Source organism: Viridibacillus sp. KH_047 (assembly GCF_057838945.1).
The window spans coordinates 3891977-3918411 of sequence record NZ_CM174479.1; the positions used below are offsets into that span (position 1 = coordinate 3891977).

Annotated in this window: 27 protein-coding genes and 1 other RNA gene; 8 read left to right on the plus strand and 20 right to left on the minus strand. The window is 34.2% G+C overall.

All coding sequences use genetic code 11. From position 1 onward, the window contains the following. Positions 1–181: 181 nt before the first annotated feature. Positions 182–1282: an amidohydrolase gene (locus AC3IS5_RS19020; protein WP_489425795.1), complete on the minus strand. Its 1101-nt coding sequence runs from the start codon at positions 1280–1282 to the stop codon at positions 182–184. Between the two features lie 185 nt (positions 1283–1467). Beyond that, on the minus strand, positions 1468–1602 hold the full coding sequence (locus AC3IS5_RS19025; RefSeq protein WP_489425796.1) for a hypothetical protein: 135 nt from the start codon (positions 1600–1602) through the stop codon (positions 1468–1470). Between the two features lie 176 nt (positions 1603–1778). Between AC3IS5_RS19025 and AC3IS5_RS19030 the strand changes: the two genes are divergently transcribed. Continuing rightward, positions 1779–2069, plus strand: a complete 291-nt coding sequence (locus AC3IS5_RS19030; protein WP_489425797.1) for a hypothetical protein — start codon at positions 1779–1781, stop codon at positions 2067–2069. Positions 2070–2082: 13 nt separating this feature from the next. On the opposite strand, the gene AC3IS5_RS19035 is transcribed toward AC3IS5_RS19030, so the two are convergent. The 11 genes from AC3IS5_RS19035 to AC3IS5_RS19085 form a co-directional block, all read right to left on the minus strand. Continuing rightward, a complete protein-coding gene (locus AC3IS5_RS19035; protein ID WP_489425798.1) occupies positions 2083–3723 on the minus strand; it encodes a hypothetical protein in 1641 nt (546 codons plus the stop codon). Then, on the minus strand, positions 3716–4471 hold the full coding sequence (locus AC3IS5_RS19040; RefSeq protein WP_489427941.1) for an ABC transporter ATP-binding protein: 756 nt from the start codon (positions 4469–4471) through the stop codon (positions 3716–3718). Before AC3IS5_RS19040 ends, AC3IS5_RS19035 begins: the two co-directional genes overlap by 8 nt. Positions 4472–4601: 130 nt before the next feature. Next, positions 4602–7181, minus strand: coding sequence for a bifunctional lysylphosphatidylglycerol flippase/synthetase MprF (gene mprF / locus AC3IS5_RS19045; RefSeq protein ID WP_489425799.1), 2580 nt, complete (start codon positions 7179–7181; stop codon positions 4602–4604). 104 nt (positions 7182–7285) lie between these two features. Further along, positions 7286–7840 (minus strand): superoxide dismutase family protein, encoded by a 555-nt coding sequence (locus tag AC3IS5_RS19050; RefSeq protein WP_489425800.1) that lies wholly within the window; start codon positions 7838–7840, stop codon positions 7286–7288. 149 nt (positions 7841–7989) lie between these two features. Next, positions 7990–8766 carry a 3D domain-containing protein gene (locus AC3IS5_RS19055; RefSeq protein WP_489425801.1) on the minus strand — a complete coding sequence of 259 codons (777 nt, stop codon included), beginning with the start codon at positions 8764–8766 and terminating at the stop codon, positions 7990–7992. Positions 8767–9322: 556 nt separating this feature from the next. Next, complete coding sequence (locus AC3IS5_RS19060) at positions 9323–9694, minus strand: helix-turn-helix domain-containing protein (protein ID WP_053418095.1); 372 nt, start codon at positions 9692–9694, stop codon at positions 9323–9325. Positions 9695–9833: 139 nt separating this feature from the next. Next, positions 9834–10313, minus strand: coding sequence for a PaaI family thioesterase (locus AC3IS5_RS19065; protein WP_489425802.1), 480 nt, complete (start codon positions 10311–10313; stop codon positions 9834–9836). Between the two features lie 365 nt (positions 10314–10678). Beyond that, complete coding sequence (locus AC3IS5_RS19070) at positions 10679–12136, minus strand: carbon starvation CstA family protein (RefSeq protein ID WP_489425803.1); 1458 nt, start codon at positions 12134–12136, stop codon at positions 10679–10681. 160 nt (positions 12137–12296) lie between these two features. After that, positions 12297–13025, minus strand: a complete 729-nt coding sequence (locus tag AC3IS5_RS19075; protein ID WP_489425804.1) for a LytR/AlgR family response regulator transcription factor — start codon at positions 13023–13025, stop codon at positions 12297–12299. Beyond that, complete coding sequence (locus tag AC3IS5_RS19080) at positions 13012–14763, minus strand: LytS/YhcK type 5TM receptor domain-containing protein (protein ID WP_489425805.1); 1752 nt, start codon at positions 14761–14763, stop codon at positions 13012–13014. The genes AC3IS5_RS19075 and AC3IS5_RS19080 overlap by 14 nt, the downstream gene beginning before the upstream one ends. Positions 14764–14912: 149 nt before the next feature. Next, the gene (locus tag AC3IS5_RS19085; RefSeq protein WP_489425806.1) at positions 14913–15350 is read right to left on the minus strand and encodes a hypothetical protein; all 438 of its coding nucleotides are present in this window, start codon (positions 15348–15350) and stop codon (positions 14913–14915) included. Positions 15351–15670: 320 nt separating this feature from the next. Between AC3IS5_RS19085 and AC3IS5_RS19090 the strand changes: the two genes are divergently transcribed. Next, positions 15671–16300, plus strand: coding sequence for a YfbR-like 5'-deoxynucleotidase (locus tag AC3IS5_RS19090; RefSeq protein ID WP_193741127.1), 630 nt, complete (start codon positions 15671–15673; stop codon positions 16298–16300). A gap of 95 nt (positions 16301–16395) precedes the next feature. On the opposite strand, the gene AC3IS5_RS19095 is transcribed toward AC3IS5_RS19090, so the two are convergent. After that, positions 16396–16896, minus strand: a complete 501-nt coding sequence (locus AC3IS5_RS19095) for a flavin reductase family protein (RefSeq protein WP_489425807.1) — start codon at positions 16894–16896, stop codon at positions 16396–16398. 832 nt (positions 16897–17728) lie between these two features. Between AC3IS5_RS19095 and ssrS the strand changes: the two genes are divergently transcribed. The 4 genes from ssrS (at position 17729) to AC3IS5_RS19115 (ending at position 20491) form a co-directional block, all read left to right on the plus strand. After that, a non-coding RNA gene (gene ssrS / locus AC3IS5_RS19100) (6S RNA) lies at positions 17729–17924 on the plus strand. A gap of 583 nt (positions 17925–18507) precedes the next feature. Continuing rightward, positions 18508–19035: an RNA polymerase sigma factor gene (locus AC3IS5_RS19105; protein ID WP_489425808.1), complete on the plus strand. Its 528-nt coding sequence runs from the start codon at positions 18508–18510 to the stop codon at positions 19033–19035. Continuing rightward, positions 19010–19960 carry an anti sigma factor C-terminal domain-containing protein gene (locus AC3IS5_RS19110; protein ID WP_489425809.1) on the plus strand — a complete coding sequence of 317 codons (951 nt, stop codon included), beginning with the start codon at positions 19010–19012 and terminating at the stop codon, positions 19958–19960. The genes AC3IS5_RS19105 and AC3IS5_RS19110 overlap by 26 nt, the downstream gene beginning before the upstream one ends. A 168-nt stretch (positions 19961–20128) precedes the next feature. Beyond that, on the plus strand, positions 20129–20491 hold the full coding sequence (locus AC3IS5_RS19115; RefSeq protein WP_489425810.1) for a hypothetical protein: 363 nt from the start codon (positions 20129–20131) through the stop codon (positions 20489–20491). Positions 20492–20673: 182 nt separating this feature from the next. Here AC3IS5_RS19115 and AC3IS5_RS19120 read toward each other — a convergent pair whose 3' ends face one another. Together AC3IS5_RS19120 and AC3IS5_RS19125 are read right to left on the minus strand one after the other, a co-directional pair. Next, the gene (locus AC3IS5_RS19120) at positions 20674–21024 is read right to left on the minus strand and encodes a hypothetical protein (protein ID WP_489425811.1); all 351 of its coding nucleotides are present in this window, start codon (positions 21022–21024) and stop codon (positions 20674–20676) included. A 146-nt stretch (positions 21025–21170) separates the two neighbouring features. After that, positions 21171–21674, minus strand: coding sequence for a DUF2716 domain-containing protein (locus tag AC3IS5_RS19125; RefSeq protein WP_489425812.1), 504 nt, complete (start codon positions 21672–21674; stop codon positions 21171–21173). Positions 21675–22003: 329 nt separating this feature from the next. On the opposite strand from AC3IS5_RS19125, the gene AC3IS5_RS19130 reads away from it, so the two are divergent. Then, positions 22004–22204 carry a cold-shock protein gene (locus AC3IS5_RS19130; RefSeq protein WP_489425813.1) on the plus strand — a complete coding sequence of 67 codons (201 nt, stop codon included), beginning with the start codon at positions 22004–22006 and terminating at the stop codon, positions 22202–22204. Positions 22205–22402: 198 nt separating this feature from the next. Here AC3IS5_RS19130 and AC3IS5_RS19135 read toward each other — a convergent pair whose 3' ends face one another. Continuing rightward, positions 22403–22612 (minus strand): DUF6440 family protein, encoded by a 210-nt coding sequence (locus tag AC3IS5_RS19135; protein ID WP_489425814.1) that lies wholly within the window; start codon positions 22610–22612, stop codon positions 22403–22405. 282 nt (positions 22613–22894) lie between these two features. Then, positions 22895–23758, minus strand: coding sequence for an alpha/beta fold hydrolase (locus AC3IS5_RS19140; protein ID WP_489425815.1), 864 nt, complete (start codon positions 23756–23758; stop codon positions 22895–22897). Between the two features lie 443 nt (positions 23759–24201). On the opposite strand from AC3IS5_RS19140, the gene AC3IS5_RS19145 reads away from it, so the two are divergent. Further along, positions 24202–24402 carry a cold-shock protein gene (locus AC3IS5_RS19145; protein WP_489425816.1) on the plus strand — a complete coding sequence of 67 codons (201 nt, stop codon included), beginning with the start codon at positions 24202–24204 and terminating at the stop codon, positions 24400–24402. A 195-nt stretch (positions 24403–24597) separates the two neighbouring features. Here the strand turns inward: AC3IS5_RS19145 and AC3IS5_RS19150 are convergent, their stop codons facing one another. Together AC3IS5_RS19150 and AC3IS5_RS19155 are read right to left on the minus strand one after the other, a co-directional pair. Further along, positions 24598–24765: a hypothetical protein gene (locus AC3IS5_RS19150; RefSeq protein WP_489425817.1), complete on the minus strand. Its 168-nt coding sequence runs from the start codon at positions 24763–24765 to the stop codon at positions 24598–24600. A gap of 318 nt (positions 24766–25083) precedes the next feature. Further along, a complete protein-coding gene (locus AC3IS5_RS19155; protein ID WP_489425818.1) occupies positions 25084–26349 on the minus strand; it encodes an MFS transporter in 1266 nt (421 codons plus the stop codon). Between the last annotated feature and the right edge of the window lie 86 nt (positions 26350–26435).

Consider the following 26435-nt stretch of genomic DNA (forward strand, 5'->3'; position numbering starts at 1 on the left):
AGTTTAGAATAGTCTATAAATAAACACTATTATAATAATAGTAATGGCCACTTCTTTTTGAGTCAAACCTTTTTTTGAAAGCGTTAGCATATTTGGTACATAAACTAGCAAAATTCATCTAACTGAAATTACTAAAAAATAAAAAACCTATGCAAAGATTTTCTTCGCATAGGTTCTTAAATTATTTCACTAGAGTTTTTGAAAGTACTTTCGCTAATACTTTAGCAGCATCTAGTAAAGCTTCTCTTTCAAAAGTCATTTTAGGATGATGTAACCCTGGGGCTAAATTGGCGCCAATACCGATCATTGTCGCTTTTAATTCTGGTTTTAACACTGTGTAGAAGTGAAAATCATCGCTACCTGGTGTGACAACTGCTGGCGATAAATGCTCTTTACTTAACACTTCAATAATCGCCTCTTCTGCCATCTTTGTAGCTTCAGAAGATACTTCTGCACCTGGTGTTAAATCCACCCAGTTCCATTTAATGTCTACATTAAATTGTTGCTTGATTCCTTCTAAGCCATGTTCAACTTTAGATTGTATCTCTTTTAATACACCGTTTTTCTGCGCGCGTACATCCATCGTAAAGCTTGCGCCACCTGGAATAATATTGATACTCCCGCCATCTGCTACAATTTTCGTTAATTTCAATGAATGTGGCTCAAATGGCGATATATAAATACTCTTCACCATTTGTTGTATAGCTACTACAACATCAATAGCATTTTGTCCTTGATGTGGTCGTGCGCCATGGGCATCTGTTCCATGGATACTTCCCTCTAAAAATACTGCCGCTCCATGGTGGATAGCTGGGGATACTTGCCCTAATTTAAGTTCCTCAATAGGACGTAAATGCACACCAAATAAATGGGTAACATCCTCAACTGCCCCTCTTTCAAAAGCAGCAACAGCACCGTTTCCTTTTTCTTCAGCTGGTTGGAAGATAAAACGAACACGATGATTTAACTTTTGATCTTTTAAATGTAATAGTGCACCTAATACCATCGATATATTGGCATCATGACCACATGAATGGTTTGCACGCCATTCGCCATCAACCTCTTGCCATAAAGCATCGATATCGGCACGTACTGCTACTACATCTTCCCCTTCACCGATTTCCGCCAGTAAACCTGGCACATCTCCAAGTAGTCTATAAGAAATGTTTAACTCATCTAATATAGACGCAATTTTTTTTGTTGTTTCATGTTCTTCCCAGCTAATTTCAGGATTCGCATGAAAATACTCAAACCAATTCACAATTTGTTCATCAATTATCACGTTAAACACCCCATCTGAATCACATCATACTGCAAAAATGAATAGATTTCCATCTCAGCTTTTCTGTCCTACTTTAATTTCCTGTTAATGTTTTTACTAGGAAACGAATTAAATTTCCAATGATATTATGTAAAAAATAGTCCCTTTTCATAAAAAAACAGCCCTTAAATACGGCTGTTCAATAGCTATAACTCCGTAAAAAAACCTTCAGGATATTGCTCACCATTATTCTCATGGCAAATCTCCTCACGTTTTTCCTCTTCTTTTTGAACCTCAAAATCCTGATCTACTAAGTACGTTTCAAATCTTGACACTTTCATTAGCATTCCCCCTTATAAAATAATTTTAGTGCTTTTAATATTACAATTTTCTCCACGTAAAATCAAGAGTTATAACCTAATTAATTTAAATTTTCTGTCATTTTATAAAATTGAAACAAAACCCAACATTTTACAGTATAATGATGACAATATAATTTTACTAAAGGAGATTGTTTATGAGCCCATTTTTAATCCCTATTTTCGCATTATTAATTCCAATTGTCGCTATTTCATCAAAAGCTTTCAATGATCGCTTGAAAATTAAACATTCTATACTAAAAGATGAACTCGAGCTTGAAAGACTGAAACAACAAAGTTTTATAGCTGAAACAGAAAAGCTTCGTTTAGAAATTGAACAAGTTCGTTCATCATCTTCACTATCCAAAGATGCTTTGTTAGAATTTAAGCCTATTCAACCAGACTTAAATATAGAACCTACACCAATCTCTTTTAAAGAAATAAAATAAAATCACGGTCGCTCTAAGAGTGACCGTGATTTTTCTTTTCTCCAAAAACAAGACGCCATCCAATAACAACCGCAATTATTAATATCAGCATATATATCAACTTAGCATATGGAATCATAGCGATTAAATAATGGACTAAAGCAAATGCACCAATGACAACCATTGCTAATAAAGTCTTTAAGGTATTATTATCTTGTGTTAATTCATGAGAATTTGAAAAAGGATATACTTCTCCATTCAAAAGTATATACGAAAGCAATGTCATCATAATTGCAACTAATAAAATAATAAGTAAATCCGGAATAATTGCCCATGAGAACATAGCAATGAATACAATGCTTAGCAGAGCAAAAGTGGGGAAGAACAACTTCACAATTGCTGCTTTGAGTGTACTACTATAAAACATTTTCGAGTTGCTAATCGGTGTTGCTCTAAAAATCCAGTTACCTTTATATGCTCCTGAAAACTTCAATAAATGAACAACCGTCGGAATCATAAGCGCACTAAAATACAAAGGATACACATTTTCATTTGCCATAGCTTCTTTTAAAGAACCGATTCGTACTTCATTAAAAAACATGACAAATGGAATAACAATGGCAAAACCTATTTGTGGATATGCCTTCAATTTAAATTCTCGTTCCTGCCGAATCATTAGTGAAGCAAATCGATAAAATGTACGCTCCTGAGCATTACGACATAAAATTTTCGAAGTCAAATCTTCAAAGAAATGTGACTTACCTTTAGTACGTATCGTATCACTCATCAGTTTTGATAAGCTTTTCTCAAATGTTGGCATCAACTTAATATATAACCTCAGCATCAGCAAGGGAATAACAATACCACATGCCATTAATATAAGCATATTTATCGAGTAATCTTGGTTTAGCAATACTTCAAAGAAAGCACTATACCAAAGAGGGGGTAAAAAAGCGTGCCACCACGAAAACGTATACTGTAAATTCATTTGAGTTAACTCAAATGAATTTGCCATAACTTGATAGCTAACCATTACTGCAACAGCTAAAAAGATTTGCACATAATTGATAAGATCCTTCAGTTTTTCACCACTAAAGAAACGTAGAATAAATAAATATGTGAAGGCAGTAATGACAACGACAAAACAACTAACAAAAACAATACTAACGATGAAAATGAGCCCGTAAAAAATACCAAATCGATATATACCAACAGCAAGTGGAATAATGACAAATGCACCTTCCACCAATGCTAAATAAATTACAATGTGCATTAATTTAGCCGCATTCAGTGTGCGATTACTGACCGGTTTTGGCTGTAATATATTTTTGTCACGCACATCTAACAATACGGCTGAGAAATCAGACACCATCGTCGTAATTGTAATGAACATTAGCACAGTAAATAAAATGCTCGACGCGAACATATATTGATTTCCCAAAAATAAAAAAGGGGTTAACAATAAGAGTCCGTAAAAAAGATATATCCAGAGTGATTTAATAAATTGATTGCCTTCTTTTTTCTGCTTTTGTCCATTGAAAATAGCCGGTATTCGACGACTATCCATGGTTAGTTTCAATTGAATAAGTTTCCTCATAATTGGATAATCGATATCAAATTTCTCAAAAATCCACCGGAACGCATCGAGTACTCTTAACGATTTAAAATCATTCATGTACTCGACCTTCTTTCACAATCTCAACAAAACGCTCGGCGATCTCCACCTGTTGATTAAATCCTGTCATCTGATTGAATATTTCCTCTAGTGTCCCCTCCTTACCTTGCTGTTGTAACTCTTCGAAACTACCATCTGCTACTACTAAACCATTAACTAAAAGCACAATTCGATCACTAATCTTCTCAACAACTTCCATGATATGAGAAGAATAAAAAACAGTCTTCCCTTCATCAGCAAGCTTTGCTAAAATCTCCTTCACAACGAGTACACTATTTGCGTCTAACCCACTTAAAGGTTCATCAAAAAACAATAAATCTGGATTATGCAATACACTAGAAATGATTAGCACCTTCTGACGCATCCCCTTTGAAAAAGAGGTTAAGCGTTGATGAAAAGCATGCTCTAACCCAAACTGAAACATCAATTGATACGCTTTTTTCTCAGCTTCTTCGCGCTCTAAACCATACATTTCTCCGGTAAAAGTTAAATACTCTGCGGCTGTTAAATGATCGTATAGCTCTGCTGTTTCAGGCACATAGCCAATCCTTTTTTTATATGTATAATCCCCATCAGCAATATCCTTACCGAAAATTTCAATTTTCCCTGAATAGCCTTCAATTAACCCAAGCATTAATTTTACCGTTGTACTTTTACCCGCTCCATTTGGTCCTATATAACCAATAATTTGCCCCTTACCTACTTCTAGATTAATACCATTTAAGACTTGTTTATTACCAAAAGACATCTCAACATTTTGTAATCGTAAAATGGGTTCACCTATCAACAAAACCACTCCTTTATAAGAATTTTCTTTTTTCTTTAATTATAATAAAACCTTAGAATCGTATAAAGGACTCTAAGGTTTTATGGTTATTTTATCGTTTACGAGAGTTTTTAATTTCAGATACTTGCTCTCTCATAGTAGCGTATTTATTGTCACCTATTAATATCATAATTTGTAACATTGTAAAAGGTAAATAAGCTCGTTTTCTATAAGCCAAATATTTAGGCTTCCATGTATTTGCGAATTTCTCTTTAAAATGCTGCACGTCTTTGAAATTATAATATTCTTGCCCATTAAATATAATTTCTGCAGCAATTTTCTCTGTTAATGTAGCATACTTGGAAACACCAATATGCGAAAGTGGTGTCATACCAACATTTAAAAGTTTGAAATTCTCACTCTTAGCCCAGATGAAGATATTAAGGAATAAATAATCTATTATACCTGTTGGAAGATCCGTCTTTTTCGAACGCATTAAGTCAATCGAGATAGTCTGTTCTTCATCATATAACGGGATGATATTTGAGAATGCCACAACTTGATTTTCACCGTTTTTTACAACCGCGAGCGGCGCAAATTGCAAATAATCTTCATTGAAATAGCCAAGTGAGAATCCCTTTTCTTTTCGATTATCCAGCCATTCATCTGATAAGGTGCGCAATTCTTTCATCAGATCCTTTTGAAATGGCGGCTGTATAATTTCAAATGAATATCCTTCCTGCTCTAAACTATTTGTTAACTTACTAACGGACTTTGCATCATCGTTTGAATATACAAGTTTATCTATATCAATATAGCCCTCTTCTCCTAATTTAAAGAAACTGTATCCATAGCCATGTAGATAAGGAACAAACTGATCGCTTACTTCATAAAAGACTGGCGTGTAACCGTAATAATCCGCATGCGCAACAAACTCTTCAATTGCTTCCGCAAAGTCTGCCTTTTCTCCAACCAAGTCTCCAAGGACAACTAACTTATCGGCACTTTCCTGATAAGGGAATAAGACAGTTTTCTTCTTATTCCAAAAAATATATTTATCATGTAAAAAAATAAGATGCGATAACTCTTTACCACCATATTTATTGAGATGTAAAAATATCTCTTTCTCATGTTGGAATGAAGATATTTTTTTGAATTGTGTCACTTTCCTTACCCAAACTTCTATTAATACAACAATGGTTACAACAATTAAAGCGATAAATGCGCTCCGAAATAGATCACCCGAATCCGTAATAAAGTATGGTCTCATGCTTTCTGGAATTGGATATCTTGCAGATGGCTTCGCCCAAATGCCAATACCCACATACAATGCTGTAATAATCAAAATAATAGACACATTTATAATTGAGCGACCCCACGTAACTATATAACTTTCACGATAGAAACGGTCTCTAGATACAAATAATAGCCCAGCTACAAAAATCATAAATAGCGCCTGTTCATATTGAATACCTTTTACAATAAATAATGCTGCAGCAAACAATAATACAAATAATGTTAATTGATATGACCGTCGATCCTTGTATGAAATACCATTCGATAACGCTAGCAATATAAATCCTGTCGCTACAGCTACCTGATGAGAAACATTGACTATCGGCAAAGATAATACATCTTTTGCATACTTAATTCTTTCAATGGCTCCAGGAGCAGCGGAAGATAACAAAAGCAACAATCCTGACAAAAACACAAGAACAGTAGCGGTGATATGACTAGCGCGTTCTAAAATAATATTCGGAACACTATTAAAACCGGCATTTAATTTACCCCATAGCTCTCGAAGGAACAAAGCAAGCCCCGCAAAAAAAGGAATAATATAATAACCAACGCGGTAAAATAACAGCATTAATAAAACAGATTCTTCAGGGACATTTAAACTTTGAGTTCCCCAGATGAACACTAAATCAAAAGATCCTAGACCACCAGGAATCATACTCACAATACCAGCACAAGAAGCAACAATGAAAATCGGCAGTAAATTTTCAAATCCAATTGGAACTTCTAGCATATAACTGATTAAGTATATAAATGCAAATGCACCTAACCATTCTAAAACTGATACACCTAGTAATCCTACATCACCTAATACATTGCGGGGTGTTGTTGTTTTTTTAGCTAATTGAACAATAGCTTTGATAATTAAAAATGGCACATATAAACCAATAATTGATACAGCGATAACTAAAATTTTCCGTTCATTAAATAATGGGAAATCCCAATAGAAGATTGGTAACACCCAAGCAAATAATGAAAGACCAGCTAAATAAAATAAAGTTACTGAAGCAATTGTTTTGAAAAATGCACCACTATCCACTTCTTTTTTCTTAAAATAATGCGTTCGTAACAACACACCAATTAAGCCGCCAAAACCAATTAGATTCGAGAAAGAGTTAATAATTAACGATTCTTTCATCAAACGTCTTAAAGGTCTTTTAATCTTTAGTTTTTTCACAATAAAATAGTCATAAAAAAACATTGGAAATACAAGAACTAAAGGTACAGCTGCCATTAATACTAAAGTACGAACATCTAAATTCTCTAGCTCTCGAACAATTTCTTGCCCATTAATATTCCCAAGTATCTTAACTATTTCATGGATAGCAAAAATCATTAATAGTACCGGAACAATGATTTTCAGCCATTGAAAAATTGTCGATTTGTTTAGTTTCATTCGCAACCACCCATTTACGTCAACTTCTTATACTACTACTATACAGTTGTGACGCGAAAAATGCTGAATTCGTTGCTTAAATTCTTATTTTTTTCACAAATCGACTATTTTTTAATAACTCCGCACGCTATTCTCTTACCAGAATTCCCTGATGGATCTGTTTTATAATCGTCTGATGATTCATGTATGACAAAAGCACTACCATTTCCATCTAGAATAGAACGACTATCTCCTTGTTTTAAAGTAAATGCTTTAGTCGAAAATTCCAAATCAACTGTACCATCTTTATCGATTTGTAAATTTGGCAAATCACCTAAATGGTACCCCTTTGGATTTAGATATCCATGTTGCTTTGCTGTTGGATTAAAGTGCATACCTGCCGACTCGAATGTAGGTGGTTCACATTTTCCGACTGCATGAATATGAATCGCCCTTTCGCCAGGTTCTAACCCTTGTAAAGCAAGTCCGATGTTAACACCTTCTTCTGTTTCAGTTAAAACTGCTTCACCAATAGATTTACCTTCACTATTAATAAACATTGCATGTGCAGATTCAGCTGGAATTGCTGTTACTTCTTTATAAGCTTCTTTATTAGAAGAACAAGCACCAAGTAATAATGTCATGCTTAGTAACATCCATTGTGATTTTTTTACTCTCATTGAACACCACTCCTTTTATAAAAGGATGGCTAAAATGTTTGAAATTATGTATGAGAAATGCTAATACACTCTCTTTTTAAAAAAGTAAATAAAAAATCCCTCTCACAACGAAATATTTTCGACATGAGAGGAACATTTTATATTGCATATTAGTTTAATACTTTGATTGTGACATTACGTACGCCCCACTGATAAACTTTGTTATTATCTGGGATAAAGACATCAATACGGTTCCCTTTAATAGCTCCACCCGTATCAGAAGCGATTGCTTCCCCATAACCTTCTACCCACACTCTTGAACCTAACGGGATAACAGAAGGATCGACTGCAATAACTTTTGCTCCTGGATTTGCACGTAAATCATAACCAGTAGCTGTCACACCTGAACAGCCTGTACAATAGGCTGTATATGCTGTCGCACGTACAGTCATCGTTTTACCTCCTTGTTGAGGTGCTGATGTTGTTGTTTGTCCAGATGTTGATTGGGCTTGTTTTGCTTGTGGCGCTTGAGCAGGTTTTTGTTGAACTCTTGTAATATTTGAAGTTGCCTTAGCGGATAATGCGAGTGTATCTCCTGCAAAGATTAAATCGCTTGACAAATTATTCCAACTCATCAAATCTGCTATAGTAACCTCATTTTCTTTGGCGATTTTAGTAAGTGTATCACCTTTTTTAATAGTATATGTGTCATCTGATTTTTCATCAGATTTAGATTCTAATTCTAGTTGTTGTGCTGGGAAGATTAAAGAAGAATCTAGCTCATTAGATGCTTGCAAGTCTTCGACTGAAATTTTGTTGGCCTGTGCAATAGCCCAAAGTGTATCACCTTTTTCAACATTATGGCTAACAGATGCAGCTTGCGCTGTCATTGTTGCAGATCCTAATATCAAAAAACCTGCCGCTAGTGCAATCAATTGTTTTCTCATCGTTAAAAACGACCTCCTTTTCACTAACACGGATAACTCTAACATCCCCATATGTCATGAATATTTCTAAATGATGTAGGGGGGGTATCATTCCTGTTACAATAGTTATCAATATTCTGTAATTTTATACATTTTTCTGTAAAATTTTTTTTCAAAGTGTTCTAAATGGTTGTCACAACTACTAAAACAAGCATTGGAATATAACTCCAATTAATTATTTTTGAAGTACTTGTTGCTCAAAAAACATAAAGAAACTGTCTCCAATTTTTATTGTTTTCTTGAAAAAAATTGTTATTACGCTAAATTTAAGGGTGAAAATAGAGGTTTGACCGTTCAAATATTACAAAGTTCATACTTGTTTTTAGAAGAAATACACAGTATAAGAATGTTTTTCAATTTATTTTCTGGTGGAATATTCCATCAGATAAATACTTTAAAAGCAAAATTTTATTTTAAAGCAGATATTTTCTTAACAAAAAAAACACCTTCCTTTATCATTTAGGAAGGTGTTAAGTAAATTTAATTTGACCATGCTTGATTACAAACATTTATTAATTTAAGAAATAACCTCTTTTTGCATAGCCTTTAATTCGGCCAAAGTATAAAGTTCTAATAAGTCCTGTTTGTTAAGTTCAGGCAATAATAAATGAATATCTCTTAGTAATACTTTACGTTTTTTAAATTTGTCTTTATCTTCTTTTTGCTCAGCTGATTCGTCCATTACATTCAATAGTAATTCATCGGCCGAAACTTGTAATACCCCACTTAACTTCACAATCCAGCTTGCTGATGGAACACTCTCTCCCATCTCCCAACTTTTAATACGGCTTGCGGACGTGCCAATTTTTCTGCCTAATGACAACATTGAATAATCATTTAACTCTCGTAGTTCCTTCAACTTCATTCCAAAAGCTTGCGCATCAAACATTTTTTCTCACTCCTTTTAATGTATTTTCTCTTGTGGGTTTTTGAGTTACTTCTATTATAAAGTTTTCGTATTTGCACTATTGAAATTAAGTGTTGAAAACTAACTCTGATGACTAATATTTATAGACTATATAAAATTGTTATTTAACAAAACTAGCTGGCATATAAGCCGCTACTACTTCTCCATTAACTACATGCTCATCCCCAGCATATAATTTCACGTGAACTTTGAATTTCTTTGGGTGAATTTCTTCTACCTTGCCAACAGCTTTTAGCTGTACCCCTTGTGGCGTAGGTTTCAGGTAATCCACATGTAATGATGCGGTAACGAATCTTGGCGGTTCCACACTATCACCTGGCTCATGACCATTTTTTCTATGGAGTGCCAATGCTGCTGATCCGGTACCATGACAATCAACAAGTGAAGCTATAAAGCCACCATATACGAATCCTGGTATAGCAGTGAATTTATCTCCTGATTCATAATAAGTAACGGTTTCTTCACCTTCCCAAACCGTACGAATATGATGACCTTCAGTGTTCAATCTTCCACAACCGTAGCACCAAGCAAATTCTTCCGGATATTCATCTTGAATAGCTATTTTTTCTACCTTATTCATGCACATTCATCCCCCTTATTGCAAAATAATCCAACTACTATACAATTCGACACCCTCCTTCTTATACCTTTTCTTTTTAACAACTTTTCTGCTTTAAAGAGAAAATTTTTATGTTAATCAGAATATTAATTAGAATATTAATTAGATTACAAAGCGGATTCACTTTAACTTAAAAGCAAAAAAGCCATTTCAGCTAATCGATGAAATGGCTTTTTTAACCTAATATACTGTTACAAATAAAACACAAATAATAATTATGGTAACAATCAATTTGAAAAGCCAAGGTATGTTTTCTTTTCCTTTTGAGTTGATCCTTTGCTCTTCTTCATCTACTATTTTGCGATAATTAGGACTGCAACATCCCATTAGATATAATCCTTCTTATAACCTGATACATCTTCATCCAATAATATTGAATTTTCATTCCTTTGTTTGACTGCAGCAACAAAGAAGATAGCAATTATTGCTAAAGTGATGACTGTGGATCCTATATATGCCACGTTTATCGGTAAATTAAAACCAATAGTAGCATTTAAAATGTATGTCATTGTTGTCATTGTCATAAACACTCCTGGAATAAGAGAAATCCAATAGTTTTTCTTTGCTAAAAATAAATACATTGTCGCAACCCATAAAGCAATCACTGCTGTAGATTGATTAGCCCATGAGAAGTAGCGCCAAAGAATATTAAAGTCTACTTTTGTTAAAGCAAATGAAATAACGAATAAAGGTAAAGCGATCCAAATTCGACTCATAAATTTAGCTTGTGATAATTTAAAATAATCCGCGATAATCATGCGCGCACTTCGGAAAGCAGTATCACCCGAAGTGATAGGTAAAATGATTACTCCTAAGATAGCTAATGTACCACCAAATGCTCCAAGCATCATAATAGAAGCATCACTAACAATCTTCGCTGGACCGCCAGCTGCTAATAATTCATTTAGCCCTTCATAACTACCAAATAAACTCATTCCTGCTGCTGCCCAGATCATAGCGATAACACCTTCTGCAATCATCATACCGTAGAAAATTTTACGACCTTCTCCCTCTTTTTTGGTCGTACGAGAAATGATTGGTGATTGGGTTGCGTGGAAACCAGAAAGTGCCCCACATGAAATTGTTAAAAACAGTAATGGATAAATCGGTAAATTATCTGGGTGGAAATTTTGTACTGATAGTTCAGGAATAGGAGCACCTGTAACAACTAGTCCAACGCCAACACCCAATGCACTGATTAAAAGCAAAGCACCAAATATTGGATAAAATCGACCGATAATCTTATCAATTGGCAATAACGTCGCTAAAATATAGTAGATAAAAATAGCACCAACGATAATCCCCATCGCTGTCCAACCGTCCATTAAGTTATAAAGTAATGTTGCTGGTGAAGTAACAAAAACAGTACCTACTAATAATAGTAGTAAAATTGCGAAAGCATTTACAACATGCTTCATAAATTTACCTAGAAACTTACCTGCTAGTTCTGGTAAATGTGCGCCTCGATTACGAATTGAAATCATGCCTGTTAAATAATCATGAACTGCTCCTGCGAAAATACAACCAACTACAATCCATATAAATGCTACAGGTCCGTATAATGCACCCATGATTGGACCAAATACAGGACCCACACCAGCAATATTTAATAGTTGAATCAACGAGTTTTTAGTCGTTGACATTGGGACATAATCAACACCATCTGCACTTGTGTATGCCGGTGTCGGCCTTGTTTCTTTTGAGCCAAAAACCTTTTCAACAAACTTTCCATAAGTGAAATATCCGACAATCAATAAGACTATTCCAACCAAAAATGTAATCATAGCCTTCCCCCCGTAATCACCATTTTATGAATGCGTTTCCATAATTATATTAAAAGAGAACTGTTTAAGAACATTCTGTGACTATCATGTCGATATGGACAATTTACATGTTAAAATCGCTGGCTAAAATGCAGGAATTTTTAAAATAAAAAGTATAATATTAAATTTCCAAAATTCTCCTTAAACTTTTTACATAATTACGACTTACCGGTAATAAGAGCTCCTGACCTTCTATTTCCAATTGATATGCGCCATTAAACCAGGGGCTTAACCCTTTAATATATTTCAAATTCACTAAATAACCTTTATGAATACGGAAAAACGAGTATGTTTGCAAACGAATCTCCAGATCTTTGAGCGCTGACTTTGTCTCATATTCACCATGCTGTGTCATAATTTTCGTTAGTTTATCCTCACGAGAAAAATAGAATATATTTTCCAAATTCAAATAGACAATTTCCCCATTTATGTCAACAGCCAACTTTCCTGAATCTTTCTTTTGCTCGTTAATAGGTTGAAACTGCAGTTTTTTCTTAACACGTTCTACTGCCTGCTCCATTTCCTCTTCTTCATATGGCTTTAATAAATAATCAACTGCTTCATAACGGAAAGCCTCTGCTGCAAACTGTGGATAAGCTGTTGAGAATATAATAAGTGGCACTTTTTTTAATGCTCGTAACGATTTCGCTACCTCCATCCCATTCATTGATGGCATTTCAACATCTAAAAATACGACATCTGGTAGGTGCTGTATAGCTTGCATTATCGCCCCTTCCCCTGTTTCAGCTTCACCTACTACCATAATAGAAGGAAATATAGATAAAAGATGCTTCAATTCCTCCCGGTTATATAACTCATCATCGACAATTAATGCTTTAATGGACTCCACTAATACTCACCTCCCTTTGCGGTACTGAAAATGTAATAGCAGTACCTTTTCCTTCTATGCTCTTTACTTGGATTGCTGCCTCATCACCAAAATGCATTGTCAATCTACGGTTCACATTATATAAAGCAATGCCATTTCCTGTTTTCGAAGTGATTTGTTCCTTACCAATTCGCTTAGCCAGTTCTAATGACATCCCTTGTCCGTTATCCTCAACCGTTACAACAATAACTTTATCTACTACTATAATTCGAACGAAAATTTTGCAGTGTTCACGCATATTTTGTATTCCATGTTTTACTGCGTTTTCAACAATTGGTTGTAGAGTAAGAGGTGGAAGATGCATAACTAATGCTTTTTCATCTATGTCGTAAATCACTTCCAATTTATGAACAAAACGCGTCTCCTCTATTTCTAAATAGGCTCTCACATGTTTTAATTCCTGAGCTAATGGAGTCGTTTCCATAGTAGTAGCCACTAAATTCTGTCTTAAAAAATGTGATAACGACAATAGAAGTTTCCTCGCCTTATCAGGATCTAATCGGATAAGCGAAACTATGGTATTCATCGAGTTAAAAAGAAAATGTGGACTAATTTGTGCTTGCAATGCTTTCACTTCAAGCTCTTTTGCGAGTTGAAAAGACTGCTTAGCTGCAGCAATTTCAAGTTGATTGCTAAGTAATGACCCTAGTCCTGAAATAAGCTCAATTACTACAGGGGTAATATCCTTACGCGATTGAAAATAAAATTTCATGGTCCCAATTGTTTCACCCCGTTGAGTTAAAGGTGCCACAATGGCGTCATGAAGCTGGCAATCCTCTCTAAGACAATGAATCATTTCACTACTTGCAACAGTCAGTTTACCATCCCCAATTACTTGCCTTGTTATCTGTGTCATAATTGGGCTATTTGGAATATGATGGTCATCACCTATCCCAACATGGGCTAATATTTTTGATTGATTCGTTATCGCAACTGCGCTTGTTTGTAATTCCTTATGTAAAATCTCACACACAGCTTGTGCCGTTTTCTGATTCATTCCTTCGCGTAAATAAAGTAGGGTCTGGTCTGCAATTCGTAGCGTCTTCTGCGCTTGTACTGCACCAATCTTCTCTTCTTCATTTACAACGTTTTTTAGTATTAACAAAAACACTGCGCAGCCTAATCCATTTGCCATAATCATAGGTAAGCCAATTACCTCTACAAGGTCCCAAGCTCTTTCAAATGGTTTTGATAGTAGCAGTATATTAAGCATTTGAAGCCCTTCACTTATGGCTCCTATAAAAAACACAGTAGGTAAACTAATCTCCTTATTCTTTTTATGGAAAATACCCGCAATAGCACCAGCCAAAATCGAAGCAGATCCACAAGGAACTGCTGTAAATCCTCCCAATGTTAAGCGATGAATTCCAGCTATCAAGCCGGCTCCAATACCAACTTTATATCCCCCTAGCAATCCAGCAATAACCACTCCAATTACACGTGAATTTGCAAGTGCTTCATCCGCTGAAAGCTCAGATGCCCAGCGATTAAACTGTTGTGTTTCAGTACTAAACTTCAAACCTGAATATGTACCTATAATCCCAAAAAAACCAAAAAACAAAATAGCCATCCATTGCTGGCGCTTACTAAGTTGCTCCTGTCCAATCAGACCACGTAAAAACTTCAAGCGTGTTAATATAAACGCGATCATGACGATTATTCCTAATCTCTCTAACATTGTTATAAACAATTCGAACATTCAATTTCCCCTTTGTTTGAACAATTATTGTTAACTTCAATTTTAACGGAAAGATCATTCTCAAGCACTGAAATTCCCAATAATTTGAAAAAATATTAAAAAAGCTATCTATTTATCAATTTGATGAATAGATAGCTTTCATATTTTTATTACCATAATGTCGGCTTTGCAACCATAAACCATAGCATAATTAACAACAGCACAATATAAATCCAAACAGATTTCACCAACTTATTGGTAAACTTCTGCTGATCGAATTCTGGTGTATTAAATGTACGAATAGTTGGTTTAAAAGCACTTGCCAAAAAGACGATTGAGCTAATCATTACAGCAAATGTCATGACAATCCATGACGTCAGTAAGTTCCAACCACCGAGCCACATAGCAAGCAATCCAGTAGTGACGAGAACATGGCCCGCATGCTTTACTATACGAATGGTAGTCGAAAATGTCCCCACATATGCCTCTAATGCATGATGATTTTCCGTCGTACGCATCTTCTTCAACATCGGTAACAATACAAAAAATGGTCCAATCGACAAAATGGCACTAATTACATGTATAAAAACGATTATTGAATATATCATTTGATCGAATCCTTTAAATGGTATTTATTTTTCGATATTCCTTCTATATTCACGATAATTGAAAAGGTAATAGAGTGCAATGTCTGAATTATGAACAAAAAACTACGTTGTTTTATTCAACAGTCATAAGCAAAAAAGTAGTATTTCTACGGTTTAATCATATACACTTAAACTAGTGTTAACCTAATGTAAATTACTTATTAAGAAATCGTAAATTGGACAGGTTTTTTATATTTCTGTAGTACAATGCAGATATAGGTGAAACCATCACATAAAAGGTTGCACTTTAGCATATACTTAATATAGAGGAGAGGATTTTTATAGGTATTCACAAATTTTTTACAAGTTTAAACGACTTAGAGCGAATTATTCGCTGTCCCGGACGCTTCAAATTCGAAGAGCACAATGTAGCAGCTCACTCTTGGAAAGTATCACAATACGCCATGTTCTTCGGTACCTTAGAGGAAATGAATGGCGCAACGATCGACTGGAAATCATTGTATGAAAAAACAATTAACCATGATTTCGCAGAAGTTTTCATTGGTGATATCAAGACACCCGTTAAACATGCATCGCCCGAGTTAAAACAAATGTTGGCACATGTCGAAGAGAAAATGATGGAAAAATTCATCGTCTCAGAAATTCCAGAAGAATTCCAAGCCATCTTCTTTGACCGTATGAAAGAAGGTAAAGATGCCACTACAGAAGGCCGTTTACTCGAATTCGCAGACAAACTCGACCAATTCTACGAAGCATTTGCAGAGCTAAAACGAGGGAATACTGATTTAGAATTTGTTTATATGTATCAAACTGCTTTAGAAAAGTTATTACGTATCCCACTGCCAACGAGTGTCGCATACTTCAAAGAAGTTATGTTAGCAGACGTTATCGCAGAAGAAACGCAAATTGATATTTACGCATTAACCCATGAAATTATCAATAAAGCCTAAGCCTTGGAAATAAAAAGGCGAAGAGCTTTTTTATTTTACCCTAATTTCATAAAAAAACTGCAAATCCCAAGCCTTAGGAATTCACAGTTTGCCCTTTACTTTGCTTCTATTTTATAAAACTCTTCAGGAATTGGCCCTACATTACGTCGATGATAGAGCAATGGTTCCTTTTCTGTATTTTCAATATTGATGACATGCCCGATTAAAATCGTATGATCACCCGCATCAACTTGCTGTACTGTTTCACACTCTAGCACGGATAATGTATCATTCAAAATAGGTAAATTTTGTACAGACTCTTGCCACTTACATTGACTAAAACGATTTTCAATTTTACTCGAAAATAGGTTACACATTTCTTGTTGATCGCTTGCTAAAATATTTACGGCAAATTTTTTCGTTTTCATAAATTCATTATATGATTTTGATTTTTTATCAATTGACCATAAAATGAGTAACGGATCTAGAGAAACCGATGCAAATGAATTGACCGTTAATCCAAGAGGTTCATGATTTTCATTAAATGTTGTTACCACTGTAACTCCTGTAGGGTAGTTACCTAAAGCTCTTCTAAATACTTGCTGTTGCTCTGACATATTATCCACTCCTATTTTTCAATTCCTTTTTATTATGATATCTCTATCATATGTTTATTTTTAACGAAATGGTTCGGTCAAGAGTATGACGATAAGTTTCTTATTTTAAAAATTATTTTAAAATAACAACCTGTAGATCGAGCGATTGTATTTCTTTCCTTGGGAGCAACAGTTGACTATAGCTTGCCATAAATCTTTAATTTTATCTCCAAGTAATACAACTAGTCGACCTGTTTTAGAATTAAAAGCTGTTGGAGTGTTTACTATAGCTAATTGGACAATCTCCTAAATACGTTCGTCAGAAATAACAAATTCATCAGTAATGCCATAAATAGATCGTCTTTCTTCTATTGCTAAATAAAAATTAGTACTACTGCATATTTCGGTTCATAAATTAAGATTTAAAAGCCATTTTTGAACTGCTCACGTCCAACTATATTCCAATGTAGAAACCTAAATCTCTAGTTGACTTATAAGAATTATAATCTTTATATATGTGGATAATTTTAACATTTGATAGCGATGTTTTCAAGAGTCATTAAGGTATGAAAAATAAATTATTATCACATTTTTCTAACCATCCGTTATTGAGGCGCAAACAGAATACGCAGTTTAAATTGATTTAGTCTACGAAAAATTTAAGACTTGAGAAGTAAAAGTGTGGTCGTTTTTCATCCAATCTTTTTTATGAACATTTTTTGTAAAACACATGCTCATTGCTCTTCATATCCCCTAGATAGATCAAATTCTTTAAATGATTCAATAACAATTTTTATTCTTTATTCTCAATCATCATTCTTGCAGTTCCATCAATTTTGCAGTATTATATGAATACAAGCTGCATTGTTCGTAATCATATTAAGTTTTAACCTTTAAGCTGTAAAAGGGAGTTTTAATTGAGGACGGACTGGCATGCCGCATTCCATTGTTAATGCGGACAAACATGAAACCCTCTGCGAACACCCACTTTGAGGAGTGGTGGTTTAAAACTTTCAATATTAAAAAATTACGGCATACGCGGCTTATTAAATTGCATTATATCAACGTTTTTCAACGTTTAAGCACTTACCTTTTGGTAGGTGCTTTTTTTTGTGCATATTTCTCCAATGGTGCAAATTTTTAAATTACTTCTTTTCAGGAATCTTAAATACTTCTCGCCCTAATGCTCTCAGTGAAAACCCTCTGTTTATTGGGGAATTCCAATCGAAAAGTGTCACTTCTTTTATATCCATTGTTTCCTCCTTCGAGTAAATACTCTCGTATACACTGTTACATGGGGTGTCATTATCGGTTTACCTACTACAATTGTTTTGTTAATTAGTGTTTATATAGCGTTGAAAAATAGTGTGCATCTTGGATTAGCAATCGTAATAGGTACAGTCTGTTGGGGATTATTTTTAGGTATACAGCATATGATACAACACGTTTTTCAATCATAAATATCGGCAAATAACCAAGATAACCGTTAGTGTATTGCCCCATCTAGTTGATAAAGGTTTGGGGAAAATTACAGAGGTAAATTATTTCAAAAAAAATTTTCAATAAAACTGTATACTTTTTAAAAGTTTATTCGTTATAGAGGTGTAAAAACAAAAAAACAGGTGGGCCACCATGATGAAAGTTCTTTCAATAGAGGAATTATATAAAGCAAAGTTTCATCTAATATATCAATATTTATTGAAATGTGGATGTTCACGTGAGGATGCAGAGGATATCATCCAAAATACCTTTTATAAAGCTATAACTAATATGATTCATCTAGAGGTTGAAAATCCTTCTGCATGGCTTTTTAAAGTAGCTACTCATAATTATTATGATTTATGTCGAAAACAAAATCGACAACCGCAGGTAAATGTAAATGATGAATTCCTTGAAAATATGCTTGCACATACTGAGGAAACGGAAAAAATTGTGATTAATATGGAAAATCGAACTGAGCTTCAATTAGTCATTAATCAACTTAAACCAGCACAAGCAAACCTATTATTATTGAAATACGAAATGGATCTTTCATATGAACAAATAGCTAATATATTAGATATAAAAATTGATACCGTTCGAACTTTACTTTATCGCGCTCGTAATCAATTTAAGAAGAAATGGAGTGAAACCTATGAAAAAGAACGAAAATTTAGATGATCTCTTCGATTTTAATAATAGTGAACAAAAAATAATCAATAAGGCAAAACGAAAAAGCTATATGCGAATGTCGAGTGTTAGTATTTTCATATCGATTGTTGTAATGGTGTTAGCAATATTATTTAAATTACAAGTTACACCCTACATTTTATCTAAAGAGATGATTGAAAAAGATACCTATTACGCTGTTTTTGGTGCAAATACTTACTTAAGTCCTTGGGAAGAACAAATAAAAGTCATTGGATCTAATGCTACTGCAACTCAATATAAGCTACTAAATGGACAACCCATTTTCAGAAGAGGAATTTCATTAGATTCCAGTATACATGAAACATATGTACAGCCTAATCAGAACAAATCTTACACTTATTACGGTCAAAATGTTATGCATTTTTATCATCCGATGGTTAAATATGAAAGTTTACCAAAAGATTCAATTAAGTTAAATGATAACGATATTAATGAAGCTATTGAAATGGCGATTTCATTTGATCAGGCGTATACGATTGAAGAAGTACAAAAAATGTTACCAAAAGAAGCTACTTTGAATTGGTACTGGCTTGATATATACAATGAAAATGAGATATCAAGTATGCAAAAATCCAATCAACCTTATGCCGAAACATCAGCACACATATTTACAGAAGATCAAGTTGCGGGTATTTCTACTTTCTCAAAAACGGGAGAGAAATATGAAAACCCAGTAAAAGAATTTATGGAAGATGTCTCATATGGAATGAAGAATAGTAAAGAAAATAAAGATGATTTTACAAACATTTTCAATACTCTTACTGTTAATGGAAAATTAAAACGAGAGAACATTCGGATTATTGGAGCTGTTGTTGTAGGAGATGCTCATACACTTGCTAAAGTATTAAAAGAACCTTATACACGTGCGTTAAGTATAGGAGCTACTACAAAGTGATACATGAATCGGTGGGGGATATTCCGTTATCTCCTACTGATTAGTAATTAAGCAAATCGTGTTCTTACCATTCTTAAGACTTATACTTTCTCATATTTTCTTCTGTATAAAAGGATGGAATCTTATTAACTGTATCGAAATAAATAAATAAATAAAGGAGACTTTTACATGAATAAAACTATGCAATGGATTATTTGGGTTCTTGCTATGATTGTTATAAACTTATCGGCTTTTTTAATTGCTTCATTTTCTCTTTTTGGCACACAGGAAGGAACTTCGATTTTTTCAGTAGATTATGCTATAGCATTTGGAATTATAGTAGTAGCAAACATTATAACAACTCAATTATTTTTAGCTATTAGAAAAAGGGATCAGAAGGGGTTTGTCTATGGTTTGTTTGTGGTATTAATACAAGCTATAAGTTTGTTTATGCTAACGAATACTATAATAAAACCAAGCTTCATTCTTATCTCTATTAGTATTGTAGCTGCAATGGTATTATTAATTTTCCAGTGTAAAAAGCAATTGTAATAATTGTGGAGGAAAGAACAATTGATTGTTCTTTCCTCTTTTTGCATTGTCTTCACATTTCTATAGGTATGTTGTCCGATTAACCTGCTGACTTTAGTTCAATTAGAAAAAGAGTGGTCTAAAACTGCTCAATTCTCTTCAAGTAAAGCACACCGTTAGTTGAACAAGTAATTCTTTGTTATTCACAAATCATCCACTTTAAGGATGTTCAAATGCTTCGTAGATGAAATCAAATCTATTTTTTTAGTCCCTTTTGTATAATAAACTGAAGCACCATCTCTTTCTCCCTTTTTCCACCCACTCACTTTAATTGCCAATTCATATCCAAATGGAATTCCGCTTTCTTCAGAGGTCGAGGACCAATCATAACTTTTCCCTCGAGAATTTCCCTGAACTAATTCAGCATTTTTAGGAATTGGAAAATTGTACAACTTCTCCGATGGTTCATATAGGGAAACTGTTATGAAATAATAGATTGCTCCTCCAATTAAAAGCGTAGTTAAAGCAAGTGTCCAACCAATTGTTTTCTTCAAACTATGCACCCTCCCATCTTCCTTTTCTTTTTTACATATTCTCCACAACCTTCAAGTTCACCTTCTTCAACTATCCTGCTGCGTTAGCACAAGAAGCGACTGCTCTAATTGAACAATCGCTACCCGTTAGTTCAACAAGGTTTAAATTATCCCTGACGTAATATCTTTTGAAACATTCTTGGTTGATGTTTTTCAAAACATTTTATCAATTCTTTTCCAAAAATAGTGATAGTCTCTTCCCAAGGGTGTCCTAATAGTCCCCATTCAAAATTTTTTTGAATAAAAAAGTAATAATCACCGTTTGGAAAAATAGGTACCGTCCATTCATCAAACTCGCTTTTTGGAAACTCCAAACGAGGGTTTATCCAATAACCTGTATGCTGCCAATCTACCGCATACATATATTCATTCTTCTGTGTGAGTTCTTGAAAAACAAGCAATGATTTTTCTTCTAGATCATTATAAATCTCATCATAAGTATCAAAATCTTCGGACCAATTTAAATAGGAGGATACATCATATGTGATAAATGGATTTGGAACTTCAAAAGATGGGAAGTTTGATATGCTGGGTTCAAAATTAAGTTCATCATATATTCTATCCCATACCTCTCCATCCTCTAATACGGATAATTCAATCCAATTTTCCATTTGAATAGCCACCTTTTAAATGCTTTTATTTGGTGTTATTATATCATTTCTTATTGAACTAACCTGCCCCGTTAGCACAAGAAGCGACTGCTCTAATTGAACAATCGCCTCCATTCGTTTAAGTAGGATTATTCACAAACCAATAGCTGATTTTGTCACATTTTTTTAATATTTTTCTTACTCCTCCTAATTGAAATTTTTTTTGGATAATGCTATTTTATAAGAAAGTTATTTTTGACTTTACTAAGTTGCAAATCTGTGATTTTCGTCTTAAGTAATTGAGCAAGAATAGAAATAAAGAGCGGATTACGCAACGGAGGTTTTTTCTCATGGAAAAAGGTACAGTAAAATGGTTTAACTCAGAAAAAGGTTTTGGATTTATCGAACGTGAAGGTGGCGAAGATGTATTCGTACATTTCTCAGCTATCCAAAGCGAAGGATTCAAATCTTTAGAAGAAGGTCAACCAGTAACGTTTGAAGTTGAAGCAGGACAACGCGGTCCTCAAGCAACTAACGTTCAAAAAGGATAATTAACTTTTTCCTAGAAAGAGGATGTAATTCTGTAATTTACAGAGTTGCATCCTTTTCTCTTTTTGCGAAAGAACTTTTAAAAAAACTCATTTGTTCAACTAACCTGCCTCGTTAGTTCAATAAAGAAAAAAAGAGCTGCATATGCAACTCAATGAACTTCAAGTAAAGCACCCTATAGTTGAACAAGATAAAGTGTGTTATTCATTATTTGGTTTTATCACTGGTTTTCCATCCTTATCCAATAGAAGGGTAATTCCCCCTGCATATCCGCTCCAACTAAATAAATAGTGAATTCCTGTTTCTCTATCTACTATTATTCTGTTTCCATTAGCCACGCCATTTTCTGTAAAGATTTCTTCAAATCTCTTCTTTGAGCCTTTATTCTTCTCTGAGTCTTTATTAAACATTTTTTCGCCCCCATATTACTGAAATTTCAAATAACCCCTTTTTATATTACGATCTTAGCAGGTAATTATTACAAAAGTAGTAAAAAGGTAACGATTTTCTTGGAAACAGCACATTGTATTAACCTGCCCCTTTAGTTGAATAAGAAAAAAGAGCCTTCTGTACAGATTAATGCTCTTCTACTAAAGTCCTCGTTAGTGGATCAATGAAAGCGAACAGTAGCTGTGATTTAATAGATATGTTTTCTATACAGTAACTATATAGTGAGGAGAAGAATTACTTAATCAAGAGATATTATCTTTTAAAAATTTTATGACTAAATCATCAGTATCTTTGGATAAGTTACCAAGCCAAATCAAGTGTCCCCAGTTATCCAATAAACATAGTTTTGAATGTAATATATTTTCGTGAGCTAGCTTGGCGTGCTCTGTAGCAACTGAACTATCAAATTTACTATGCATAATTAAGGTAGGGCAATTAATAGATTTTAAATCTTTAACGGTTAGTTCCTTTGTTTGCGATAAATCAATTAAGAATCCATGGCCAGAGCGTTGACGATTATTCATTTGAGCAGTTAATGTAATGTCATTACCATTAATTTTGTCTTTTGCATCTTTGTATTTTAGAGTACTAAAAGAAGAAAACATTTGTTTGAAGATGAAGTGTGGGAAACGATTACTCATCGCTGAAATCATACCCCAAGTATACTTTTCAGTTCTAGAATTGAATAAGACCAATGCTGCTTTATATGTTCGATCCTTTGGAGTGAGCCATTCTTTAGTGACTGCAGATTGCAAAGTAAGTGTACGGGTAAGGTGTGGGAATTTTTTTGCAAAAATAATCCCTGTTGGTCCACCAGCTGATATAGCCAATACGTGAGCTTTTTCTATATTTAAATGCTGTAATAGCTTTGCATAGTAGTCACAAGCCATAGAAAGTGTATCTCCTATTTCCTTAGATGTTTTTCCGTAGCCTGCTCTTGAAGGTGTGATAATTGAGAAGCCATTCTCTGATAATGCTTTATATCCAAATTCTTCTTGACAATTTGAATGTCCACCATGAAAAACGAGTACTGGTTCTCCTAACCCTACAATCGAATATTCAATAGATCCGTTATTAGTCGCATATTCACCGTATGTTTTCTTCACTTTAATAAGCCCCCTTACCAATTTTTCACATTCCCTAATTTAATTATATATAAGGGCACGTACATTACAATAAAGTCAGGTTAAAACATCAAAATGAGAGCTAGAATCTTCTCCTTGCAGCTCATTTAAAACGGTTCCATAAAACCAATCTATGCAACAGTTCTTATTCAACTAAACTTCCCCGTTAGCACAAGAAGCGACTGCTCTAATTGAACAATCGCCTCCATTTTCTTTTAAGTAGGATTATTCACAAACCAATAGCTGATTTTGTCACATTTTTTTAATATTTTTCTTATCCTCCTAATTGAAATTTTTTTTGGATAATGCTATTTTATAAGAAAGTTATTTTTGACTTTACTAAGTTGCAAATCTGTGATTTTCGTCTTAAGTAATTGAGCAAGAATAGAAATAAAGAGCGGATTACGCAACGGAGGTTTTTTCTCATGGAAAAAGGTACAGTAAAATGGTTTAACTCAGAAAAAGGTTTTGGATTTATCGAACGTGAAGGTGGCGAAGATGTATTCGTACATTTCTCAGCTATCCAAAGCGAAGGATTCAAATCTTTAGAAGAAGGTCAACCAGTAACGTTTGAAATTGAAGCAGGACAACGTGGTCCTCAAGCAACTAACGTTCAAAAAGGATAATTAACTTTTTCCTAGAAGGAGGATGTAATTCTGTAATTTACAGAGTTGCATCCTTTTCTCTTTCTCGAAAGAATTATTAAAAACTCATTTATTCAACTAACCTGCTTCGTTAGTACAATAAGAAAAAAGAGCTGTCTAAGCAGCTCAATGATCTTCAAGTAAAGCACCCCGTTAGTTCAATAAGAATTAATGACTTCACCAAATGCTTGATATCAAGCGAATTATCATTCTTGGTATAAAAATTATAATGTTCCAGACCACTTCAAATATTATAGAACCACCAATCTCACCTAAAATTTCTTTAAAAAACCCATCCTGCTTTTCTGCTTTTCTGCTTTTCTTTTTTTCTTTGCCATCATACATCTCCGAATCCCTTAATTTATACCCTCTGTAACTAAACTGCCCCGTTAGTTGAAGAGCAACAATCTTTTCGAAAACATCCAAAACAAATGATCCATTCCGAAATAACGTTTTTTGTTCAATTTTTGAGTTCGATACACTTCTCTATTCATGATGAATAAAAAAGATGCCCCCTCCTTTATTACTTATACGAGTAATAAAGGAGGGGGCATCGGTTGTATCATAACAGATAAATGTATTGTAGTACAAAGTGTCTTCTAATTTTCACAGTTGAACATAATATACTATTCTATGTTGAGTTAAAATAATCTCATAAAATGATTATTTCCATAGACCTGCTTTTTCTAATTTCTTTTTACCTGTAAATGCTACGAATACTAATACTACATTGATGATTAACATAGCAGCAATTGCATATAAAACAGATGTATAGCTACCAGTTAGTTCGAAAACAAAGCCATATCCAGGTAATGCAACGATACCAGCGATAGCTAAACCAAGAGCAGCAGTAGCGTAGATTTGAGCGTAATCTTTAAGACCGAATAAAGCGGATGTTAAAAGTGGTACTAATGTTCCTAGAGATGCAACAACAAAACCATAAATACCAATAGCTAGGTTGAACATTAATGGGTTCTCTGGAACTGTTAAAAGAATAGCAACTGGAACTAAACCTAATAGCATTGCGAAGACTGCTGTGTTTTTTGCACCAATCTTATCACTTAAAATACCGAAAGCAAGTGCACCGATTAATACACCGAATTGCCAACCACCCATTGCAGAACCAGCAAATTTAATATCGTAGCCTATGCCCATTGCGAATGGTGCAACGTGTTGACCGAAACTACTAATTGCAGTGATAAAGAAGAAGAATAGTAATAATGCATAAAATGCGCTAGATTTTTTTGCTACAGCAGCAGTTACACCTTTAACTTCTTGTTGTTGAGAAGAAGCTGGATTATCTGCTTGCACTTCATTGCTACCTAATGGTTGAAAACCTTTTTGTTGAGGTGCCATACGAATTGTTAATAACACGATTGGCACAACAATTGCCATTACGCCTAGACCTAATGCGAAATACGTAATTCTCCAACCTTCGTTAGCGATTAAGTTACCAGCCATTGGTTGAAGAATCGCACCGAAAATACCACCTGACGCTACCATAATACCCATAGCCAAACCGTTATGCTTTTTAAACCAGTTATTGATTAATACTGGACCCGCGATTTGCGTGATGAAAATCGAACCTATCGCCATAGGGATACTGAATAAATACCAACCCCACACAGAATTCATTAATCCGAACATAGCAAATGACCCTGCTTGTAAAACCATTGACGTTACTAGTATTACCCTAATATCGAACTTCGACATTATTTTACCTGCGATTGGTAAGAAAATCATTGTGACAATGGAGGAAATACTAAAGTATAACATTAAGCTTCCCATCCCAATTCCTAAATCTTCTGTAACTGGTGTTAAAAATAACCCACCTGCAGTCATGATACCGCCTTTTGCTAAGCCGACCATAAGTGCTACGCCTAATAATAACCACCATGCATAGTGGATTTTTTTCTTTTGTTGAGTCATGATGAACTCCTCGATTCAATGTTTATTTGATGACCATTTTGCTTACTCAAAATGGCGTTAGTTTCATATACTTGTTTTTTATTAGA

What these genes read in the sequence shown, in the direction of transcription:
- AC3IS5_RS19025 (WP_489425796.1), bottom strand. Translation starts at nt 1,602, where the DNA reads ATGAAAGTGTCAAGATTTGAAACGTACTTAGTAGATCAGGATTTTGAG.
- AC3IS5_RS19030 (WP_489425797.1), top strand. Translation starts at nt 1,779, where the DNA reads ATGAGCCCATTTTTAATCCCTATTTTCGCATTATTAATTCCAATTGTC.
- AC3IS5_RS19035 (WP_489425798.1), bottom strand. Translation starts at nt 3,723, where the DNA reads ATGAATGATTTTAAATCGTTAAGAGTACTCGATGCGTTCCGGTGGATT.
- AC3IS5_RS19040 (WP_489427941.1), bottom strand. Translation starts at nt 4,471, where the DNA reads ATGTCTTTTGGTAATAAACAAGTCTTAAATGGTATTAATCTAGAAGTA.
- mprF (WP_489425799.1), bottom strand. Translation starts at nt 7,181, where the DNA reads ATGAAACTAAACAAATCGACAATTTTTCAATGGCTGAAAATCATTGTT.
- AC3IS5_RS19050 (WP_489425800.1), bottom strand. Translation starts at nt 7,840, where the DNA reads ATGAGAGTAAAAAAATCACAATGGATGTTACTAAGCATGACATTATTA.
- AC3IS5_RS19055 (WP_489425801.1), bottom strand. Translation starts at nt 8,766, where the DNA reads ATGAGAAAACAATTGATTGCACTAGCGGCAGGTTTTTTGATATTAGGA.
- AC3IS5_RS19060 (WP_053418095.1), bottom strand. Translation starts at nt 9,694, where the DNA reads ATGTTTGATGCGCAAGCTTTTGGAATGAAGTTGAAGGAACTACGAGAG.
- AC3IS5_RS19065 (WP_489425802.1), bottom strand. Translation starts at nt 10,313, where the DNA reads ATGAATAAGGTAGAAAAAATAGCTATTCAAGATGAATATCCGGAAGAA.
- AC3IS5_RS19070 (WP_489425803.1), bottom strand. Translation starts at nt 12,136, where the DNA reads ATGATTACATTTTTGGTTGGAATAGTCTTATTGATTGTCGGATATTTC.
- AC3IS5_RS19080 (WP_489425805.1), bottom strand. Translation starts at nt 14,763, where the DNA reads ATGTTCGAATTGTTTATAACAATGTTAGAGAGATTAGGAATAATCGTC.
- AC3IS5_RS19085 (WP_489425806.1), bottom strand. Translation starts at nt 15,350, where the DNA reads ATGATATATTCAATAATCGTTTTTATACATGTAATTAGTGCCATTTTG.
- AC3IS5_RS19095 (WP_489425807.1), bottom strand. Translation starts at nt 16,896, where the DNA reads ATGTCAGAGCAACAGCAAGTATTTAGAAGAGCTTTAGGTAACTACCCT.
- AC3IS5_RS19105 (WP_489425808.1), top strand. Translation starts at nt 18,508, where the DNA reads ATGATGAAAGTTCTTTCAATAGAGGAATTATATAAAGCAAAGTTTCAT.
- AC3IS5_RS19110 (WP_489425809.1), top strand. Translation starts at nt 19,010, where the DNA reads ATGAAAAAGAACGAAAATTTAGATGATCTCTTCGATTTTAATAATAGT.
- AC3IS5_RS19115 (WP_489425810.1), top strand. Translation starts at nt 20,129, where the DNA reads ATGAATAAAACTATGCAATGGATTATTTGGGTTCTTGCTATGATTGTT.
- AC3IS5_RS19125 (WP_489425812.1), bottom strand. Translation starts at nt 21,674, where the DNA reads ATGGAAAATTGGATTGAATTATCCGTATTAGAGGATGGAGAGGTATGG.
- AC3IS5_RS19130 (WP_489425813.1), top strand. Translation starts at nt 22,004, where the DNA reads ATGGAAAAAGGTACAGTAAAATGGTTTAACTCAGAAAAAGGTTTTGGA.
- AC3IS5_RS19135 (WP_489425814.1), bottom strand. Translation starts at nt 22,612, where the DNA reads ATGTTTAATAAAGACTCAGAGAAGAATAAAGGCTCAAAGAAGAGATTT.
- AC3IS5_RS19145 (WP_489425816.1), top strand. Translation starts at nt 24,202, where the DNA reads ATGGAAAAAGGTACAGTAAAATGGTTTAACTCAGAAAAAGGTTTTGGA.
- AC3IS5_RS19150 (WP_489425817.1), bottom strand. Translation starts at nt 24,765, where the DNA reads ATGTATGATGGCAAAGAAAAAAAGAAAAGCAGAAAAGCAGAAAAGCAG.
- AC3IS5_RS19155 (WP_489425818.1), bottom strand. Translation starts at nt 26,349, where the DNA reads ATGACTCAACAAAAGAAAAAAATCCACTATGCATGGTGGTTATTATTA.